The organism is Mycolicibacterium setense (assembly GCF_000805385.1).
GTDB classification, from domain to species: domain Bacteria; phylum Actinomycetota; class Actinomycetes; order Mycobacteriales; family Mycobacteriaceae; genus Mycobacterium; species Mycobacterium setense.
On sequence record NZ_JTJW01000006.1, the window covers coordinates 623,769 to 641,969 of the forward strand.

Sequence of the window (18,201 nt, forward strand, 5' to 3'; positions counted from 1 at the left end):
GCTATGGCCAGAAGCGCGTCGCCCGGCTGGAGCCAACTCCAGCCGGGCGATCGGTGGGGCCTCAGGCCAGGATGGCGGCCGGATCGGTGAACGGCATGTCGAGGTCGGCGGCGACCTGCTCGGACAGCAGCGCACCCTCGTGCGTCGAAAGGCCCTTGGCCAGCGCCTGGTCGGCGGCGCAGGCGGCCTTCCAGCCCTTGTCGGCCAGCTTGAGCACGTACGGCATGGTGGCGTTGGTCAGCGCGAACGTGGACGTGCGCGGGACTGAGCCGGGCATATTGGCCACGCAGTAGAACACCGTGTCGTGGACGGCGAACGTCGGGTCGTCATGGGTGGTGGGCCGCGAGTCCTCGAAGCAGCCACCCTGGTCGATGGCGATGTCGACCAGCACCGCGCCCGGCTTCATGTGGGCCACCGTCGAATTGGTGACCAACTTGGGGGCCTTGGCGCCCGGGATCAACACGGCGCCGATCACCAGGTCGGCCTTCTTGACGGCCTCTTCCAGTTCCAGGCTCGACGAGTACCGGGTCTCGATGCTGCCGTTGTTCTCGTTGTCGATCTTGCGCAACGTGTTGATGTTCAGGTCGAACACCGTGACGTGTGCGCCCATGCCCTTGGCGATGCGGGCCGCGTTGTAGCCGGCCACGCCACCGCCGATGACGACGACCTCGGCAGGCGCGACACCGGGGACGCCGCCCATGAGCACGCCGCGGCCGCCCTGTGTGCGCATCAGGTGGTAGGAGCCGACCTGCGCGGACAACCGGCCCGCCACCTCGCTCATGGGAGCCAGAAGGGGAAGTGCGCCGTCAGCGGTCTGCACCGTCTCGTAGGCGATCGACGTGGTGCCCGAGGACAGCAGCGCGTCGGTGCATTCTTTGGACGCCGCCAGGTGCAGGTAGGTGAACAGCGTCTGGCCCTTGCGCATGCGCGAGTACTCGGCCGCGATGGGTTCTTTGACCTTGAGGAGCAGTTCGGCCTCTGCCCACACCTGGTCGGCCGTGGTCACGATCTCGGCACCGGCAGCCTTGAAGTCGTTGTCGGTGATGGCTGAGCCCTCGCCCGCGCCGGCCTGGACGATCACATCGTGGCCACGTCGGGTCAGCTCCGCCACGCCCGCCGGGGTGATCGCCACTCGGTACTCGTTGTTCTTGATCTCGGTCGGGATGCCGACGAGCATGCTCGCTCCTTCAAAGTTGATGTGCTGAAATAATTGTGAAGAACCTTCGATTAATGAGCAATATCTCGGATGAAGATTCGTTACGCTCGGTGAATGGCAGAAGAATCATCAATCGCGGCCGCGCGGGCGGCCCGTTCGCCGAAGGATGTTCGGCCTGAGCTCGATGAAGTCGACCGGCGCATCCTGCTGGCGTTGCACGCCGATGCCCGCATCTCCAACAGTGCATTGGCCGACGCGGTCGGGATCGCAGCGTCAACCTGCCACGGACGCGTGCGCAGGCTCCAGGAGATCGGCGTGATCCGGGGCTTCTACACCGACATCGATCCGGCCGCCGTGGGCCTGAGTCTGCAGGCGATGATCTCGGTGAGTCTCCAGTCGAACGCGCGGGGCAAGATCCGTAACTTCATCGCCCACATCCGCACCAGGCCACAGGTGATGGACGTGTACTTCCTGGCCGGCGGCGATGATTTCATCCTGCACGTGGCCGCGCGTGACACCGACGATCTGCGGGCGTTCGTGGTCGAGAACCTCAACGCCGACGCCGACGTGGCGGGCACCCAGACCTCGCTGATCTTCGAGCATCTGCGCGGGGCGTCACCGCTGTGAACTCACCGCTCTGAATTCACTGTGCCCGCAATACCAATCCGTTGCCGTCGGCACCGGAGAGCGTCAATTGGTCGGAGTCGACAGCGGTTTGCACTGTGCCCTTGAGGACCCGCAGCACAGCCTGCTCGATCTCGGCGACCTCTGGTGCGCAGGCCATCCTGGTGGTGGCCAGCGGACCGAACTCGATGATTGCCGGTGACCCCGAAACCGTTGCGTGGCCGGTGATCCGGTTGCAGCCGGTCGAACCGGTGACGGCGCCGTCATCGCCGATTCTCAAGGTGGGCTTGGACTGTTCGAGCGCGACCGACGTGCTGACCGCCTGCGCCGACACGAGGCTCGTGACCTGCCAGGTGGTGCCGGTGAGCGGGCGATCGGGATCGGCCACTTTCTTGTCCCGCAACGTGACGGTCGCAGCGTCGGTGCGCAACGTGAGCGTGTCGCCGGATAGGGACCAGCTTGGCCGGGCGTCGAAGAATTTCGATACCCAGGCATCTGAATCGCCTGCCGGCGGCGGGCAGGCCATCATCGTCATGGCCAGTTGTGTGCTGACCCGCCCTTCGGCCAGTTCGGCTCTGCCTGATCCGTGGTTGCAGCCTGCGAAGGTGCTGATCTGATCCCCCTCGAAAGCGACCGTCAGCGGCCCACCGCCGGGGATCTGCTCGCCTTCCACCTTCTCCGAGATGAACGTTCGGCCGGTGAGGTCCGCATCGTCGGCGGCTGCGTTGTCGGAACACCCCATGAACGCGAGCACGGCAACGGCGAACGGCACCACCTGGATCAGTCGCATGGCTCCACCGTAGATGCCGGGTGCACCCACGGGTCAGGCATGCGCAATCAGGCTGGGTGACAGTCAGTTTCGTCGTCATTCCCGGTCGTATCGATGCCGGACATCGCGGGGATGGCGCGGTCGGTGTGAGCCCGGTCCGCGCTGCTGCGGAGCGCTCGCGGGAGTTATGTCAGTTACTTCTACCCACAACTGTGACGCCCGCCGCCCGGCGGGGGCGATTTGATGTTTGCCGCACTCGGGGCCGTGCAGTTGCAGTCGTCTCTGATCGTTTGCGAGAGTTCTGCTCGCTCACTCGCTGACCAACTGGTTGGCCGTGTCAACAGTTTGGAGATTTGCGCGTGGCCTCATCGCGGTTCAAGCCCGAACGGCGGTTCAAGCACTGGCGATACGACCCGCCCTACAAGACGGCGTGCGCGGGGATGATCGTCGTGCTGGTCGCGGTGCTGACGCTGACGTGGATGCAGTTCCGTGGGTCTTTCGAGAAGAAGACCCAGTTGACTGTGCTGTCGGGCCGGGCCGGCCTGTCCATGGATCCGGGATCGAAGGTGACCTTCAACGGTGTTCCGATCGGCCGGTTGGCGTCGGTTGACGTCGTCACCGTCGATGGCAACCCGGAAGCCAAGTTGACGCTGGACGTCAAACCCCAGTACCTGAAGCTGATCCCGGAGAACGTGACCGCCGAGTTGCGGGCCACCACGGTGTTCGGCAACAAGTACATCTCGTTCTTCGCGCCGGAGAATCCCTCAGCGGCCCGGGTCTCGCCCTCCACGCCGATCCGCGCCCAGGGCGTGACGACGGAGTTCAACACCCTGTTCGAGACCATCACCGCGATCTCCGAGCAGATCGACCCGATCAAACTGAACCAGACGCTGACGGCGACCGCACAGGCGCTCGACGGTCTGGGGGACAAGTTCGGTCAGTCGATCGTCAACGGCAACGACATCCTGTCCGACCTGAATCCACGGATGCCCCAGATCCGCCGCGACATCGCGGGTCTCGCCGATCTGGGTGAGGTGTACGCGAATGCGGGCCCGGACCTGTTCGACGGACTGAACAACGCCGTCACCACCGCGCGCACTCTCAACGAGCAGCGCGGCAACCTGGATCAGGCACTGGTCGCGGCGGTCGGCTTCGGCAACACCGGCGGCGACATCTTCGAGCGCGGCGGGCCCTATCTGGTCCGCGGCGCCCAGGACCTGCTGCCGGTCAGTGAAATGCTGGACCGCAACAGCCCGGCGTTGGCGTGCTCTGTCCGCAACTATGCGGAGGCCGCGCCGAAGTTCGCCGCGCAGACCCGCAACGGGTACGCGCTTGAGCTGCACGATTTCCTGATCGGCGTGGGTAACCCGTACGTCTATCCCGACAACTTGCCGCGGGTCAACGCCAAGGGCGGGCCCGAGGGCCGCCCCGGCTGCTGGCAGCCGATCACCAAGGACCTGTGGCCGGCGCCATACCTGGTGATGGATACCGGTGCATCGATCGCACCGTACAACCACCTCGAACTCGGTCAACCGGTGATGGCCGAGTACGTGTGGGGCCGCCAGATCGGCGAGAACACCATCAACCCTTAGTCAAAGCCTCTCGGACCGGTCCGAACATCCACGACCGCGCCGGGCAGTAGGCTCCCCACCATGCGAGTTGGTGTTCTCGGGGCTAAGGGCAAAGTCGGTGCGACCATGGTGCACGCGGTCGAATCCGCGGAGGATCTGACATTTTCGACCGGGGTCGATGTGGGCGATCCGCTGACGTTGCTCACCGACACCAAGACCGACGTGGTCATCGATTTCACCCATCCCGATGTGGTGATGGACAATCTGAAGTTCCTCATCGACAACGGTATTCACGCCGTGGTCGGCACCACGGGATTCACCTGGGACCGCATCGAACAGGTCGAGGCCTGGCTCAAGGCAAAGCCCGATGCCGCCGTGCTGATCGCGCCGAACTTCGCCATCGGTGCGGTGCTGTCCATGCACTTCGCCCAGCAGGCGGCGCGCTATTTCGAGTCCGTCGAGATCATCGAACTGCACCACCCGCACAAGGCCGACGCGCCGTCGGGCACAGCGGCGCGCACCGCGAAGCTCATCGCCGAGGCGCGAAAAGGCATGCCGCCCAATCCGGATGCCACGAGCACTGGCCTCGACGGCGCCCGCGGCGCCGATGTCGACGGCGTCCCCGTCCACTCGGTGCGGCTGGCCGGCCTGGTTGCCCATCAGGAGGTGCTCTTCGGCACCCAGGGCGAGACGCTGACCATTCGGCACGACAGTCTGGACCGATCCTCGTTCGTACCGGGCGTGCTGCTGGCGGTGCGCAAGATCGGCGAGCGGCCCGGTTTGACCATCGGCATTGAACCGCTGCTCGATCTGTCGTGAACGACGGCGCGCGGTCGCTGCGCATCCAACTGGTGATCGGCTTCATGTGCCTGGCGCTGATCGTCTACTTCCTGATGCTGGGGCGCGCCGCGTTCGTCTTCATCACCTCGGGGGAGCCGGCCGCGATCGGACTGGGCGTGGCGCTGCTGGCGTTCCCCCTCATCGGCATTTGGGTGCTGGTCACCACGCTGCGCGCCGGCCTGGCGCACCAGCGGCTGGCCCGTCTCGCCCGTGAGCAGGACATGGAACTCGACGTCAGCGAGCTGCCGACACGGCCGTCGGGGCGCATCGAACGCGACGCGGCCGATGAACTGTTCGCGACGGTCAAGGCCGAACTGGAATCCGACCCGGACAATTGGGTTCGCTGGTACCGGCTGGCCCGAGCCTATGACTTCGCCGGTGACCGTGGCCGTGCGCGCGAGACGATGCGCACGGCGGTGCGGATGCAGGAACAACAGTCGGCATGACCAAGACGCTGCTGGTGGTGCATCACACGCCGTCTCCGGCAACGCGGGAGCTGCTGGAGGCGGTGTTGGCGGGAACGCACGATCCGGACATCTCCGGAGTCACGGTCGAATCGAAACCTGCGTTAGCTGCGACCGTCACGGACATGCTCGCGGCCGATGGCTATTTGTTCGGCACCACAGCCAATTTCGGTTACATGAGCGGTGCGCTGAAGCACTTCTTCGATACGGTGTATTACCCGAGCCTCGATCATGTGGCCGGGCGCCCGTACGGGCTGTGGGTGCACGGCAACGACGACACCGTGGGTGCGGCGAATGCGGTCGACAAGATCGTGACGGGGCTGGCGTTGGCCAGAGCGGCGGACGTGCTCGAAGTTACGGGTGCGGTCGATGCGGGGGTGCGGGAACGGGCCTACGAGCTGGGCGGCACCCTGGCCGCAACACTGATGGAGTGATGGAGGGACGTAATGCCAGGAATCGCCGAACTTGCGCTCGGGGCGGCGCCCATCGCCGGTGGTGCCCTGCTGGGCGCGGCCGCAGGCAACCTCAAACCACCAGACGTACGCGGTTTGATCACCAAGGATCTCGACCTTCTGGCGCGCATTCCAGCGGACCAGGTCGAACGGCGCGCCAGAATGCAGGCCAGCATCGACCGGCGGATCGATGAGCTGATCGATGCGGGCGAGCGCACCCGCGAGATCCGCGAAGCCGCGCTGTCCTATCGCGGCAATTGGCGCGACATCCTGGTGTTCATCTGCGCGCTGCTGTTCACGTTCATCTGGTGGAACGTCAGTCACAGCCGGCCCAACTGGACCCTGACTTTCGTGTTGATGATCGTGGTCTCAGTGGCGGCGGGCATCTACGCGGGCCGCGGTATCGCCCGCGCGATCAGCAGCTTCATCCACCGGCACGACGACAAACCGCGGGCCTGAGCGAACCTCAGTAGTGATACGTGTCGGACGGCGCCGGCACGTGATCGGGGTCGTCGCTGTACTCGGGCTCGTGGATGCCATAGGCCCGCGCCAAATCGAGGATCTTGTTGGCCCGGGCGATTCGAGGAAGGTCTGACCCGTTGCGGATCTCTCCGCCGTCGCGCTGGAACTCCGCGAAAAACTCTTTGGCCCAGCTGATCTCGTCCTGCGACGGGGCCAGCCCCTCGTTGACGGTCGGGCACTGATCAGGCGTCAGGCAGATCTTGCCGGTCATGCCGAACTCGGCCGAGACTGCCGTGGCCTCCGACAGTCGCAGCGCGCTGGAGCCGACGGTCGGCCCGTCGATGGCGCCGGGGAGCCCGGCGGCCTTGGCGGCGATGGTGAACCGCGACCGCGCATAGGCCAGCGTTGCCGGGTTGTCGCCGAAACCGGTGTCGCGCCGGAAGTCGCCGATGCCGAACGCCAGCCGGAATGCGCCCTTGGCCGCCGCGATCTCGGTGATCCGCTCGAGGCCGCGGGCAGTCTCGACCAGTGCCACGATCGGCACGCCGGGCAGCCGCCGAGCGGTCTCGGTGACGTGGTCCACCGATTCGACCATGGCCAGCATGACGCCGCCCACCGAGGTGCCGGCCAGCATCTCCAGGTCATCGGCCCACCAAGGGGTGCCGAAGCCGTTGATCCGGACCCAATCGCTGTTGCCGTCGGCCAGCCACCGGGTCACCTTCTCGCGCGCGGACACCTTGTCCTTGGGAGCGACGGCGTCCTCGATGTCGAGCACGACGATGTCGGCGCGGGAACGTGCCGCGGGGGCGAACCGCTCGAACTGTGCGCCGTTTACCAGCAGCCAACTCCGGGCCAGTACCGGGTCGATCCGGAATCCGGGTTCGGTGGGGTGGGACTCGTCGGAGAAGGGCTGGTCATACACGCCGACAATCGTCGCTTACCGCCTACGCCGGGGCCAAAGCGGCCCCGAACACCCGCTCCGTGTTCTCCCAGTGCCGCTTTGCGGCCGCCTCGTCGTACACCGCCGCGTGATCGGGCACCGCGAAGCCGTGCGCTGCGGGATAGAACTCGATGGCGTGCTCGACCGCGGCCCCGGACAGCGCGTCCTCCAACCGCTTGCCGTCGTCCTCGGTGAAGGAGGCGTCGTTCTCGGCTGCGGCCACGTACACCGTCGCCTGGATCTTGTCGGCCAGCAGGTGAGGACTATCGGGATCGTCCGCCACGGCGAGCCGGCCGCCGTGGAAGGACAGCGCGGCCGCAACCCGCTCCGGAACGCGCGTCGCGACGATGAGGGAGGCACGCCCGCCCATGCAGTAGCCGGTGGTGCCGAATTTCTCACCGGTGACATCCGGCCGGGCGGCGAGGTAGTCGAAGAACGCCTCGGCGTCGGCGGCGATGATCTCCGGGGTGAGAGTGCCCATCAGCTCGAAGAGCTGCCTCCGCTGCTCCTGGTCGGTGAACACGGTGTTGAGGTCGAATGGGCCCCAACCCGGAGTGCGGTAGTAGACGTCGGGTACCACTACGACGTAACCGAATCCGGCCAGCGTGGCCGCCATCTGTTCCATGGTGGGGCGCAGGCCGCCGGCGTCGGGGAACATCACGACACCGGGCCAGGGGCCGTCGCCCTCCGGAGTGGCGACGGTGACGGGGCAGGTGCCATCGGCTGTGGTGATCGTGTCCTTTGTGGTCGGCATGGCTACCGTTCTACTCCCCGGGCCGCCACGTAAGCTGAGTGTGTGCCGATCCAGACGCCCTACGAGGACCTGTTGCGGAAGGTGTCCGAGCACGGGGTGCCGAAGTCGGATCGCACCGGCACCGGCACCCGCAGTCTGTTCGGGCACCAGATGCGCTACGACCTGGCCGCCGGCTTTCCGTTGATCACCACCAAGAAGGTGCACACCAAATCGGTGATCTACGAGCTGCTGTGGTTTTTGCGCGGCGATTCGAACGTGCGGTGGCTGCAGGATCACGGCGTGACCATCTGGGATGAATGGGCCAGTGAGACAGGTGATCTCGGGCCGGTGTACGGCGTCCAGTGGCGGTCGTGGCCGACCCCGTCCGGTGAGCACATCGACCAGATCTCGGGTGCCCTCGATCTGCTCAAGCGTGACCCGGATTCGCGGCGCAACATCGTCTCGGCATGGAACGTCGGTGAGATCCCTCAAATGGCGCTGCCGCCGTGCCATGCCTTCTTCCAGTTCTACGTCGCCGAGGGCAAGCTGTCCTGCCAGCTGTATCAGCGCAGCGCCGACCTCTTCCTGGGGGTGCCGTTCAACATCGCGAGCTATGCCCTGCTGACCCACATGATGGCCGCGCAGGCCGGGTTGGGTGTCGGGGAGTTCGTCTGGACCGGCGGCGATTGCCACATCTACGACAACCATGTCGAGCAAGTGGCGCTGCAGCTCAGCCGTGAACCTCGGCCCTATCCGGAACTAGTTCTGGCACATCGCGATTCGATCTTCGACTACACCTATGACGATGTCGCGATCCTGAATTACGATCCGCACCCGGCGATCAAGGCGCCCGTCGCTGTATGACCGACAAGCATGTGACAGGTGACCTCCGACGCCTGGCGCTGATCTGGGCGCAGTCGAGTACCGGCGTCATCGGCCGCAACAACGGGATCCCGTGGCGTCTGCCCGAGGACCAGGCCCGGTTCAAACAACTCACCCTCGGCCAGACCGTGGCGATGGGCCGGCTCACCTGGGAGTCGCTGCCGGCGAAGGTTCGTCCGCTGCCGGGGCGGCGCAACGTCGTCATCACCCGCAACGCCCGATACGTGGCGGACGGGGCCGAGGTGGTCACCGAACTCGGTGACGTCTTCCGGGGCTGGGTGATCGGCGGTGCGCAGATCTATGCGCAGGCCCTTCCGTTCGCGGACCGTTGTGAGGTCACCGAGATCGACCTGGACCTGCCACCCACCGAGGGCGACGCGATGGCACCGGTGCTCGACGATTCCTGGACCAAGACCACAGGTGAGTGGCTGACCAGCAGTTCGGGACTGCGGTACCGATTCTGCAGCTACGTGCGGGCCCGGTAGCCGGCCAGCCGGCGCACTTCACTGTCCGGGTCTTGGACGGCGAGCTCGTCGATCCGCTGTTCCAGCGCCGCGACGTCGTCGCTGTCGAGATCGCCGGGACCCATGGGCCCGATCAGATCACCGATGACGATCACCGCGTGGCGACGGATCACCGGCTCGGGATGCTCGAGGCCGGGCCGGACTCCCGGGAGCTCGGCGGCATCGAGCGTGCAGTATCCGCGCCCTGGTTTGAGGTCCTCGGCCACGATTGCCGCGATGGCCGGGTCTGCGAGCCCGGCGGCCAGCAACGTGTAATCCAGCGGCGGATGCCCGCGCCCGTGATCGCGAAACGAACGGTACGGCGCGGCGACGGCGGCCGACCTGCTGGCGGCCGGTAGGTCATGGCGTGCCAGCACTTCCAGCCCGGCACCGAGGCGGCCCAGGGCCGTTGCCACCCAGTCGTGGGCATTGCCTCGCAGCGGCAATGCAGCCCACAAGGCGTCCAGCACCTCAGGCGTCGCGATGTTGAGATCGGCGAGGAGTTTGGCGCCTGTCCAGGCAGTCTCGGAGTGCCTGAGCGCCGTGATCCCGACCGGTACCGCGGCCGCACCGGTGTCGAGCAGAAGCTCGATCGCCCGTTCTCTGCCGAGTGGATTGTCCGGTCCGGCAACCAGACCCGCCGCCGCGGCGAGGGCTGCCACACGCTGCTCGACCGGCATGGCCAGGAGTTCTCGTTCGGCTTCCGCCGCGGCGACGTAGTCGGGGAAGTGACGCCGCAGTTCGTCGTCGGTCAACGAACGCATCAGAAGATCCGCGCCTTCGTCATCGAGGTAGACCACAGCGTCGGCGGGCAAGGTGCCTTCGGCGACGAGCGTGGTCCGCGTCCGCGCGGCGATGTTCAGCATCGCCTGTGCGAACCGGTCCCATTGCTGCTCCCACTGCGCGCGAGGCAGACCCGTAACTGCCGTGCGAAGCCGCTCACCCCACTGTGAATCGGTCTCGCCCCACTCGTAGTCCTGGTACTGCCAGTCTGGTGGGCTGAACCGGCAGTCCGGGTCCTCGACTGATTCCTCGGTGGCCAGCGCGATATTGGGCAGGTAGATCACCCCGGTGGTCTCGGCGTAGAACTCGCTGAAGGCCAGGGCGTACGGGGTTTCCGAACCGGCCGCCTCGACCATCGCGCGGACGGCATTCGCAGCGGCCACGGTCAATTCCGTCTCGAACGCATCCCACTCGAACGTCACGCAGACCAGTATCGCCAACGCGCTCCGCTACTTGTGGTGGTCCTCGCTCCAATCCGCTCCGCTACTTGTCGGGCCGTTCGCTCCAATCCGCTCCGCTACTTGTCGGGCCGTTCGCTCCAATCCGCTCCGCTACTTGTCGGTCCCCTAGGGAACGATGGCAGGGTGGCCACACTGACTACGGCGCAGGCCCGCCGCATTGCCGTCGCCGCCCAGGGTTTTCACGAACCCAAGCCCCGCGGCGCGGTGACCCGTGCGCACCTGCGCAGGCTCATCTCCCGGATTCAGGTGCTGCAGCTGGATTCGGTGTCGGTGGCCGTGCGAGCCCACTACGCCCCGGTGTTCAGCCGGCTGGGGCCGTATGACCGGGACACGCTGGACCGGGCTGCCTGGTCGCACAGCACCCGCTCACCCCGGCTACTCGTGGAGTACTGGGCGCATGAGGCCGCGCTGATGGCGGTTGAGGACTGGCCGCTGATGCGGTGGCGGATGCGTGAGTACACCCATGGCCGCTGGGGTACCGAGATCGTCCGGAAGAACCCCAAGCTGGCCGAGGACATCGTTGCGGCGGTCGCCGAGCTCGGCCCGTCGACGGCCGGTCAGATCGAGGCCCACCTGGAAGCCGCGCCGCGCGGTCGCAAGGGCCCGTGGTGGGACCGTAGTGAGACCAAATGGGTGGCCGAGGCCTTGTGGTCGTCAGGGGTTTTGACGACGGCGACCCGCGTCGGGTTCGCCCGGCACTACGACCTGACGGAACGCGTGCTGCCACCGGAGGTGCTGGCGCGCGAGATCGGCGACGAGGAGGCGGTCCGCGAGCTGGCATTGCGGGCGGCCACCGCGCTCGGGGTCGGCACCGAGGCCGATATCCGCGACTATTTCCGGTTGGCGGCCAAGCAGGTCAAGCCGGCGATCGCCAAGCTGGTGGCCGATGGGGAGCTGGAGCCCGTCGACATAGAAGGCGTTCCGGCCTACCTGCGGGCAGGCCAGACCGTGCCGCGTCATGACCGCGGGACGGCGCTGCTGTGCCCGTTCGACCCGTTGATCTTCTTCCGGCCCCGAGTAGAGCGCTTGTTCGACTTCCACTATCGGATCGAGATCTACACGCCAGCCGCCAAACGCCAATTCGGCTACTACGTATGGCCGTTCATGCTCGACGGGGAGCTGGTCGCGCGCGTCGACCTCAAACGCACCGATGCCGCGCTACACGTGCCCGGCGCGTTCATGGAAGACGGCCAGGACCCCGCGCGGGTGGCGGAGGCCCTGGCCGTCGAGCTGAGGACGATGGCGTCGTGGCTGGGGGTGGGCGAGGTCGAGGTGGGGGGCCGTGGCGACCTCGCCGAGCCGTTACGTCGTCGCGTCCTCAGCTAACTCGGGGACCCCACGGCCGCGGATCATGTTGGAGGCGAACACAATCCCGCCGATGACCAGCCAGACGATACCGCCGATCTTGGCCAGCGAGTCGGCGTTGATCAACACGTAGCCGATGATCAGGAATCCGATGGTCGGCACCACGAGGTGCAGCAGGTAATTCTTCGACTTTTGTCGCACGGCGTAGTACCAGATGACCGAGGCATGCAGCAGGCAGAAGCCGAACAGCGCACCGAAATTCACCAGCGACGAGATCAAGCCGATCTGGCCGACGAAGAACAGCACCAGCACCAGGCTCAGTGCGCTGACCACCAGGATGGCTGCGATCGGCACCTTGCGGGAGCTGATCGTGGACAGGAACGCGGGCAGTTGGCGGTCGCGGCTCATCGAGAACAGCAACCGGCTGGTGGCGGCCTGGGCGGCCATCGCATTGGCGAAGCCCACGGCGAGCACGTTGACCACGAAGAACGCGTTCATCCACCCGGTGCTCGACGCGGCCTGTACCAGCAGGAAAAATGCGTTGCCCACCTCGTCGTCACCGAACGATTCGCGGCCTCCGGCCAGCAGGCTGGCCAGCCAGGTCTGGGTGATGAACAGGAACGCCACCACGAACAGGGCGACGATCATCGCGCGGCCGGCCGGGTTCTTCTTTCCGGTCGATTCCTCGGCCAGCGTTGAGATGCCGTCGAAGCCGAGGAAGCTCAGCACCGCGATCGACAGTGCTGCTGCGATCAACGGCGCGGTGACCAGTTCGGAGTTCCAGATCGGCAGTGCACTCCATCCGACGTCGGGGAGTGACTGCCCGGTGATGGCGCGCACCGCGATGATGACGAACAGCACGACGAAAACCAGTTCGACAGCGAGGAATACGCGGTTCACGATCTTCAGCGATCCCACGCCGAGCAGGTTGATGATCGTGTTCACCACCACGAAGACGATCGCCCACACCCAGCGCGGAGTGCCCGGGAAGAGCCCGACCATCGATTCGGCGGCGAAGACATACAGCAGGGTGGGAATCAGCAGGTAATCGAGCAGGATCGCCCAACCGGCGAAGAACCCCAAGCCCGGGTGGATGCCGCGGCCCACATAGGCGTAGACCGACCCGGCAAGCGGGAACGACTTGGCCATCTGCGAGTACGCCAGGGCGGTGAACACCATGGCGATCAGGCCGATCAGGTAGACCAGCGGCACCATGCCCGATGCGCTGTTGTACACCGTGCCGAAGATCGTCCACGGTGCGATGGGCACCATGAAGACCAGGCCGTAGACGATCAGGTCGGCGGTGGAGACGGAACGGCTGAGTTCCTGTTTGTAGCCGAATGATTCGAGATCGCGTTGCCCTTCACCGGTGGTGAGATGGGCGGCGGCCGCTTCGGTTGCCATGGCGTTCCTGTCGAGTCGAAGGGGAGGGGTCAGACCCGGGCGGCAGCGGCCAGATCGTGCTGATTCAGGAATTCGGCGATGACCGAGCGGAACTCCTCGGGTTTCTCCAGGTGAGTGCAGTGGCTGGTGTCGGCGAACACATGACTGCGGGCGTCGGGAATGAGGTCGGCATAGGGCTGCCAGGTCGCCGGGGTGGCCTCGTCGAACTCGCCGGCGATGACGAGTGTCGGGGCGATGACCGATGGCAGCCGGTCGATGATGCTCCAGTCGCGCAGAGTTCCGATGACATGAAACTCGTTGGGGCCGTTCATCGTGTGGTACACCGTCGGCTCAGCCTCCATCTGGGCCACGGTGTCGGCGAAGTCTTTCGGCATCGGCTCGACCCGGCAGACATGGCGACGGTAGAACTCCTCCGTGGCGGCCAGGTACGCGGGATCTGTGACCGTGCCGTCGGCCTCGTGTCGATCCAGCGCCGCCCGGGCCTCCGGCGGCAGTTGGGCGCGAAGTTCGGCGGCGCCCTCGACCCACAGTTGCATCGAGGCGGGGGAGTTGCAGATCGACAGCGACGCCAGCCCCTCCGGGGCGCGGACGGCGATCTCGGCGCCCAGCATGCCGCCCCACGATTGTCCGAGTACGTGGTAGCGGTCGAACCCGAGTGCTTCACGCACGGTGTGGAACTCGTCGACGAACAGTGGAGGCGTCCAGAAGTCGGTGGGCGCGTCAGGCAGGTGGGTGCTGTTGCCGCAGCCCAGCTGGTCGTAGTGGACGACGGTGCGGCCGGTCTCGCCGGCCAGGGCGGCGATATTGGCGACGTAGTTGTGGGCCATGCCGGGACCACCGTGCAGGACGAACAGGGGGAGAGCGTCGGGCCGGGCGCTTTCGGGTGTGGTGATCTGAACCCAGGTCTCGTGACCGCGGAAGGACACTGTGCGGGTGGTGCAAGGCATGGGCGTCAGCATGAATGATTAATGGTCCCGTGACAAGACCATTAATCAGGATTTAATGTGACACGTCGATATTGTGTGCCCATGGGGAATCCCGAGCCGCAGACGACAGAGCCCACGGGCACCACGCCCGGGCTGCTTGAGCGCGAACTCGAACCCTCGTCGCGGGTGGATGAAATCACCGACCGTCTCGTCACCGCAGTGGCAATCGGCGAGTATCTGCCCGGATCGCGCCTGCCTGCCGAGCGTGAACTCGCCGCGTCCCTGCGGGTCGGCCGGATGACGGTACGTGCGGCCCTGGCCAGGCTGGTCGAGCTCGGCCTGGTGGAAACCCGGCGCAGCGGCCGCAGTGGCGGCACCTATGTGCTGCAGCAATGGCCGGAATCGTCGACCGCCGCCGTCGGGCGCACCCTGACCATGCGAATCGACGAACTGCGGGACCGCTGCGATGCCATCTGCCGAATCCACGGTGCGGTATGTCGTGCGGCCGCCGAGGCCCGGACCGATCGTGACCTCGCGGTGCTGAGGGAACGGCTCGAGGCCTACCGCCGCGCGGAGAGCGGTCTGGCCGCCCAGCAGGCGGACAGCGCGTTGCACCTGGCGATCATGGACGCGGCCGGCAATACCGTGCTCAAACAGATGCTGCTCGAGTTGGAGGCCTCCGTGAGCATCGCCGCACCGGCCCACCTGTGGGGTGAATCGGCGACCATGCGCCAGATGGAGCTGCGAGCCCTGCGGGAGCACGAACAGCTGATCGACGCGATCGCCGGACGTCGTGGGGACGACGCCGAAGCGCTGGCACGCGCGCATCTGGCGATCGACTTCGAACACATCTCGGCCGCGATGCGGCGCGCCGGAGGCCTGGCCGACTGACCTGCGGCCAGGTCCCGACCGTGGTTACGGTGTCTCGCCGAGGAACCGCTCGCGGTAACCCCGGAATCGTTCCGCCAGGGCGGCCGGGTCGAGTTGAAGGTTCGCCGCGTCGTAGATGACGCCTCCGTAGCGCCCGCGCGGGTGCTCGGTGAGGAAGTCGGTCATCGCCGCGCGTACATCGTCGCCGAACGGCTGATCGGCCAGTCGGTAGATGCCGGCCAGCGTGCCCCGCTCGTCGGCCATGAAATCGTCGAACCGGACGTCGATGGACTGCCCGGCCGGCAGCACCTCACGATCACGGATGCATCCCGCGAGCAGATCGTCGATGCGCTTGAGCCAATGCTCGGTCACCTTGGCCACATCGGGCTGAGTCACGGCCATCCGCATGGCATAGCAGATCATGGTCATCATCGACAGCGTCACGTCGACCGGATCACGGTGTGTGACAACGAAAGTCGCATCCGGGAAGGTGGCGGCGAGAGTGGGGAACTGCTCCAGATGCTGAGGTGATTTCAGTACCCACCGGGTACCGCCGCGCAACCACTGCATGGCCTGCAGACTGCGTTTGAGATAGGCGTAGGACGCAGATTGATCGTGTGCCTTGTAGTGAGCGGCGAAACTCGGCACGTAATAGGTGGTTTCGAACAGCATGCCGGAGATGTCGTTGGCCAGGAGCTGGATCTCCTCGTGCGCGTGCTCGACGGTCATGTCATGCATGCGCCGGAACTCCGGCATCGAGGTGTTCACCATTTCCAGGCCCGCGCCGCAACGCTGCCTGCGCGGTTCTGGCGTGTCCTCACCAGGGCCTGGCACCGGTTCGAGGCTCTCCCAGTAGGGCAGGTAGCGCAGTGCCGGGTCCGCGGCGAGCAGATTGTGCAGATGCGTGGTCCCGGTGCGGGGTAGACCACAGATGACGATCGGCCGCTCGATCGCGATGTCCTCGATCTCGGGATGGTCGGCGATCAGCGCCTCCAACCGCAGGCGGTTGACCAGGTTGCCCACCAGCTGCTCGAACGCGATCCCCAGACCGGTATCGGACAAACCCGCTTCGTCGCGGAGCGCCGTACAGAGCACCTCCAGACGTTCCCGGAAAGCCGGGTCGCCGAAATCGTCCAGGCCGGTGCGCTCGATGGCGGCCGTCAGCAAGGCCTCCGGGTGGAGGTCCACGGTCGCGCCGTAGGCTGCCAGTCCGTCGCGAATCGGTTGGGCAGCAGGGGGATACACCGGGCTCGCGAGGTCGTCGAACCTGACCGGCGCCGGCCGTTGCGTGCTCGTGGTCACAGGGCCGGTACCTCGGCCACGTCGACCACCCGGCACTGAGGATGTTCCGGTGTCTCGTCGGGCAGGAACCAGCGCAGCCAGATGAGACCCTTGGACCGGCCGGCCGTCGACACCCAGTTCGGATGGCCGGGGTCCTTGTCGCTGATCACGATTCGCCAGGATCCGTCCGGTTCGTAGCTGACGTGCGCGCCGTTGATCGTCACGCGTTCGTGCGTGTAATCGTAGGTGTGCAGGAACGGGTTCCACAGGCACAGGTTCCAGAACACGCAGTCCGGTGAGGTGCCTTCGATGATCAGGGCCTGATCCGGTGCGAGATCGTAGGCGCCCATCGCGTAGGCGGCGTCGGCAGCCGACCACCCGTAGGCGTTCTGCGGGACCGGGAACGGCGGGTGCAACTGGTTGGCGGGCTCGACCTTGGTCGGCAGGAACGAAACCTGTTCGTGCAGCCAGGTCCTGGCGTACTGGAAGCGGCGGGCCAGCTCGGCGGCACTGTCCGAACGCCGGGCGGGCGGATTGAGCGTCTCGATCCGCCACTCCGGCCGGCGGCCCGTGGTCGGATCGTTCAGATAGTCACGGGTCAAGGCGAACTCGGCGTCGGCTTCCAGTTTGAGCCAGGCGCCCGGGTGGGGCTCGGGGCTCATGACGAACTCGAAGTTGCCGTCCTCGTCGAAATCCAGGTCGCGGTTGTTGATCGTGCCGACGATGCGGTCGCTGTAGCGGCCTTCACCCGGTCCGCCGTAGACGGTCATCGACAGGTACACCGCATCACCGCGGTTGCCGACGACCCGGTAGGTGCGGGAGGGGTCCAGCGGGGCGAGCTTGTAGAAGGCGTCCGCGTTGTCACCGCCCCATTTGAGGTAGGGGCTGATGACGTCGACCAGGATCGGCTTGTCCCGGTCGCCCCACACGTACGCGTCGACGGTGACGCGCAGCAGGCTGAACGCCAGCCGGTACCCGTCGAGCAGGTCGGGTTCGCTGAGCGCGGGGTCGGCATCGAGGAGCTTCTGCTCGATGCCGCGCACCTCGTCGAGCAGCCCGTTGAATGCCGCGGACAACTCGGTCGTGTCGGTCATAGGTGGTCCTTCCTTCGGGGGTGGGTAACTCCGGCTCCTTCGATCAGCAAGGAGCACAGTCGATCTGCGGTGCCGTCGACATCGACACCGGGTTCCATGTGGGCGGTGTAGAACGCGGTGCCGATCAACGACTGGTAGACCATGTCGACGTCGACATCGGGATGGACCCTGCGCTGTTCGACGCCGGATGCGACCAGGGCGCGGAATGCTTCCTTGGTCCGCTCATCGAGCAGTTGTTGGGTCCGGATGTGCAGCTCGGGGTCGCGACGACGTTCGGTGAGTATCCCGAGCGCGGCGGCCTCGACCACGGGATCACGCCAGAAGGTGAGCACCGCGCGGGTGAAGGCACGCAGATCGCCTTCGAAATCGCCTGTGAGCGAGAGCAGTTCACCCCCGGGCGGCTGGTCGAACGCGGCGTCGAAGACCAGGTGCGCCTTCGACGGCCACCGCCGGTAGATGGTGGGTCGGCTGACGCCGGCCTCGCGGGCGATGGCCTCGATGGAGAGTTGGTCATAGCCGTCACGCGCGAGCAGGTGACGGGTGGCGCTCATGATGTCGCTCTGAGTTCGGGGGTCGCGCGGCCGTCCCGGGCCTGTGATCGAGGACACATGATTACGTTACGATACGTCACGTAATTAGGTCAATAGCTGCGCGCGCACCGGTTTCGTCTCGCCGGTTTCG

20 protein-coding genes are annotated in these 18,201 nt (G+C 66.2%); 10 read left to right on the forward strand and 10 right to left on the reverse strand.

The window, feature by feature from the left end; genetic code table 11:
* Positions 1-61 precede the first annotated feature (61 nt).
* Positions 62-1,177 (reverse strand): alanine dehydrogenase, encoded by a 1,116-nt coding sequence (ald, locus tag QQ25_RS13655; protein ID WP_039379128.1) that lies wholly within the window; start codon positions 1,175-1,177, stop codon positions 62-64.
* Positions 1,178-1,270: 93 nt separating this feature from the next.
* On the opposite strand from ald, the gene aldR reads away from it, so the two are divergent.
* Positions 1,271-1,783, forward strand: coding sequence for an HTH-type transcriptional regulator AldR (gene aldR, locus QQ25_RS13660; protein ID WP_039319193.1), 513 nt, complete (start codon positions 1,271-1,273; stop codon positions 1,781-1,783).
* A 16-nt stretch (positions 1,784-1,799) separates the two neighbouring features.
* Here the strand turns inward: aldR and QQ25_RS13665 are convergent, their stop codons facing one another.
* Complete coding sequence (locus QQ25_RS13665) at positions 1,800-2,570, reverse strand: META domain-containing protein (protein ID WP_101906291.1); 771 nt, start codon at positions 2,568-2,570, stop codon at positions 1,800-1,802.
* Between the two features lie 419 nt (positions 2,571-2,989).
* Here QQ25_RS13665 and QQ25_RS13670 point away from each other — a divergent pair, with 419 nt between their 5' ends.
* From QQ25_RS13670 to QQ25_RS13690, 5 genes are read left to right on the forward strand one after another with little or no spacing between them, the layout of a single operon-like run.
* Positions 2,990-4,141, forward strand: coding sequence for an MCE family protein (locus QQ25_RS13670; RefSeq protein ID WP_082017568.1), 1,152 nt, complete (start codon positions 2,990-2,992; stop codon positions 4,139-4,141).
* Between the two features lie 60 nt (positions 4,142-4,201).
* Entirely contained in the window at positions 4,202-4,939 is a 738-nt protein-coding gene (dapB, locus tag QQ25_RS13675; protein WP_039319197.1) for a 4-hydroxy-tetrahydrodipicolinate reductase, read from the forward strand.
* Positions 4,936-5,406 (forward strand): hypothetical protein, encoded by a 471-nt coding sequence (locus QQ25_RS13680; protein WP_039319199.1) that lies wholly within the window; start codon positions 4,936-4,938, stop codon positions 5,404-5,406. The genes dapB and QQ25_RS13680 overlap by 4 nt, the downstream gene beginning before the upstream one ends.
* On the forward strand, positions 5,403-5,858 hold the full coding sequence (locus QQ25_RS13685) for a flavodoxin family protein (RefSeq protein WP_039379134.1): 456 nt from the start codon (positions 5,403-5,405) through the stop codon (positions 5,856-5,858). Before QQ25_RS13680 ends, QQ25_RS13685 begins: the two co-directional genes overlap by 4 nt.
* 12 nt (positions 5,859-5,870) lie before the next feature.
* Positions 5,871-6,335: a hypothetical protein gene (locus tag QQ25_RS13690; protein WP_039319204.1), complete on the forward strand. Its 465-nt coding sequence runs from the start codon at positions 5,871-5,873 to the stop codon at positions 6,333-6,335.
* A gap of 7 nt (positions 6,336-6,342) precedes the next feature.
* Here QQ25_RS13690 and QQ25_RS13695 read toward each other — a convergent pair whose 3' ends face one another.
* Together QQ25_RS13695 and QQ25_RS13700 are read right to left on the reverse strand one after the other, a co-directional pair.
* Positions 6,343-7,260 carry an HpcH/HpaI aldolase/citrate lyase family protein gene (locus tag QQ25_RS13695; protein ID WP_039319206.1) on the reverse strand — a complete coding sequence of 306 codons (918 nt, stop codon included), beginning with the start codon at positions 7,258-7,260 and terminating at the stop codon, positions 6,343-6,345.
* Positions 7,261-7,282: 22 nt separating this feature from the next.
* The gene (locus QQ25_RS13700; protein WP_039319209.1) at positions 7,283-8,032 is read right to left on the reverse strand and encodes a dienelactone hydrolase family protein; all 750 of its coding nucleotides are present in this window, start codon (positions 8,030-8,032) and stop codon (positions 7,283-7,285) included.
* Between the two features lie 42 nt (positions 8,033-8,074).
* Here QQ25_RS13700 and QQ25_RS13705 point away from each other — a divergent pair, with 42 nt between their 5' ends.
* Positions 8,075-8,875 carry a thymidylate synthase gene (locus tag QQ25_RS13705; protein WP_039319211.1) on the forward strand — a complete coding sequence of 267 codons (801 nt, stop codon included), beginning with the start codon at positions 8,075-8,077 and terminating at the stop codon, positions 8,873-8,875.
* Positions 8,872-9,378, forward strand: coding sequence for a dihydrofolate reductase (locus QQ25_RS13710; RefSeq protein WP_052235811.1), 507 nt, complete (start codon positions 8,872-8,874; stop codon positions 9,376-9,378). Before QQ25_RS13705 ends, QQ25_RS13710 begins: the two co-directional genes overlap by 4 nt.
* Here the strand turns inward: QQ25_RS13710 and QQ25_RS13715 are convergent.
* Complete coding sequence (locus tag QQ25_RS13715) at positions 9,360-10,601, reverse strand: DUF4303 domain-containing protein (RefSeq protein WP_039379136.1); 1,242 nt, start codon at positions 10,599-10,601, stop codon at positions 9,360-9,362. The genes QQ25_RS13710 and QQ25_RS13715 overlap by 19 nt on opposite strands.
* Positions 10,602-10,763: 162 nt before the next feature.
* On the opposite strand from QQ25_RS13715, the gene QQ25_RS13720 reads away from it, so the two are divergent.
* Positions 10,764-11,966 carry a winged helix-turn-helix domain-containing protein gene (locus QQ25_RS13720; RefSeq protein WP_039379138.1) on the forward strand — a complete coding sequence of 401 codons (1,203 nt, stop codon included), beginning with the start codon at positions 10,764-10,766 and terminating at the stop codon, positions 11,964-11,966.
* Here the strand turns inward: QQ25_RS13720 and QQ25_RS13725 are convergent.
* Together QQ25_RS13725 and QQ25_RS13730 are read right to left on the reverse strand one after the other, a co-directional pair.
* Positions 11,943-13,349: an APC family permease gene (locus QQ25_RS13725; protein WP_039379141.1), complete on the reverse strand. Its 1,407-nt coding sequence runs from the start codon at positions 13,347-13,349 to the stop codon at positions 11,943-11,945. The genes QQ25_RS13720 and QQ25_RS13725 overlap by 24 nt on opposite strands.
* Before the next feature lie 29 nt (positions 13,350-13,378).
* Positions 13,379-14,308, reverse strand: a complete 930-nt coding sequence (locus QQ25_RS13730; protein ID WP_039379146.1) for a proline iminopeptidase-family hydrolase — start codon at positions 14,306-14,308, stop codon at positions 13,379-13,381.
* A 69-nt stretch (positions 14,309-14,377) separates the two neighbouring features.
* Between QQ25_RS13730 and QQ25_RS13735 the strand changes: the two genes are divergently transcribed.
* A complete protein-coding gene (locus tag QQ25_RS13735) occupies positions 14,378-15,166 on the forward strand; it encodes a FadR/GntR family transcriptional regulator (RefSeq protein ID WP_039379148.1) in 789 nt (262 codons plus the stop codon).
* Between the two features lie 24 nt (positions 15,167-15,190).
* On the opposite strand, the gene QQ25_RS13740 is transcribed toward QQ25_RS13735, so the two are convergent.
* The 3 genes from QQ25_RS13740 to QQ25_RS13750 are packed head-to-tail and all read right to left on the reverse strand — an operon-like array spanning position 15,191 to position 18,128.
* Entirely contained in the window at positions 15,191-16,447 is a 1,257-nt protein-coding gene (locus QQ25_RS13740) for a sulfotransferase family protein (protein ID WP_039379150.1), read from the reverse strand.
* Positions 16,444-17,520 carry a DUF1214 domain-containing protein gene (locus tag QQ25_RS13745; protein WP_039319228.1) on the reverse strand — a complete coding sequence of 359 codons (1,077 nt, stop codon included), beginning with the start codon at positions 17,518-17,520 and terminating at the stop codon, positions 16,444-16,446. The genes QQ25_RS13740 and QQ25_RS13745 overlap by 4 nt, the downstream gene beginning before the upstream one ends.
* A complete protein-coding gene (locus QQ25_RS13750) occupies positions 17,517-18,128 on the reverse strand; it encodes a TetR/AcrR family transcriptional regulator (RefSeq protein ID WP_039379159.1) in 612 nt (203 codons plus the stop codon). Before QQ25_RS13750 ends, QQ25_RS13745 begins: the two co-directional genes overlap by 4 nt.
* Positions 18,129-18,201: the final 73 nt, after the last annotated feature.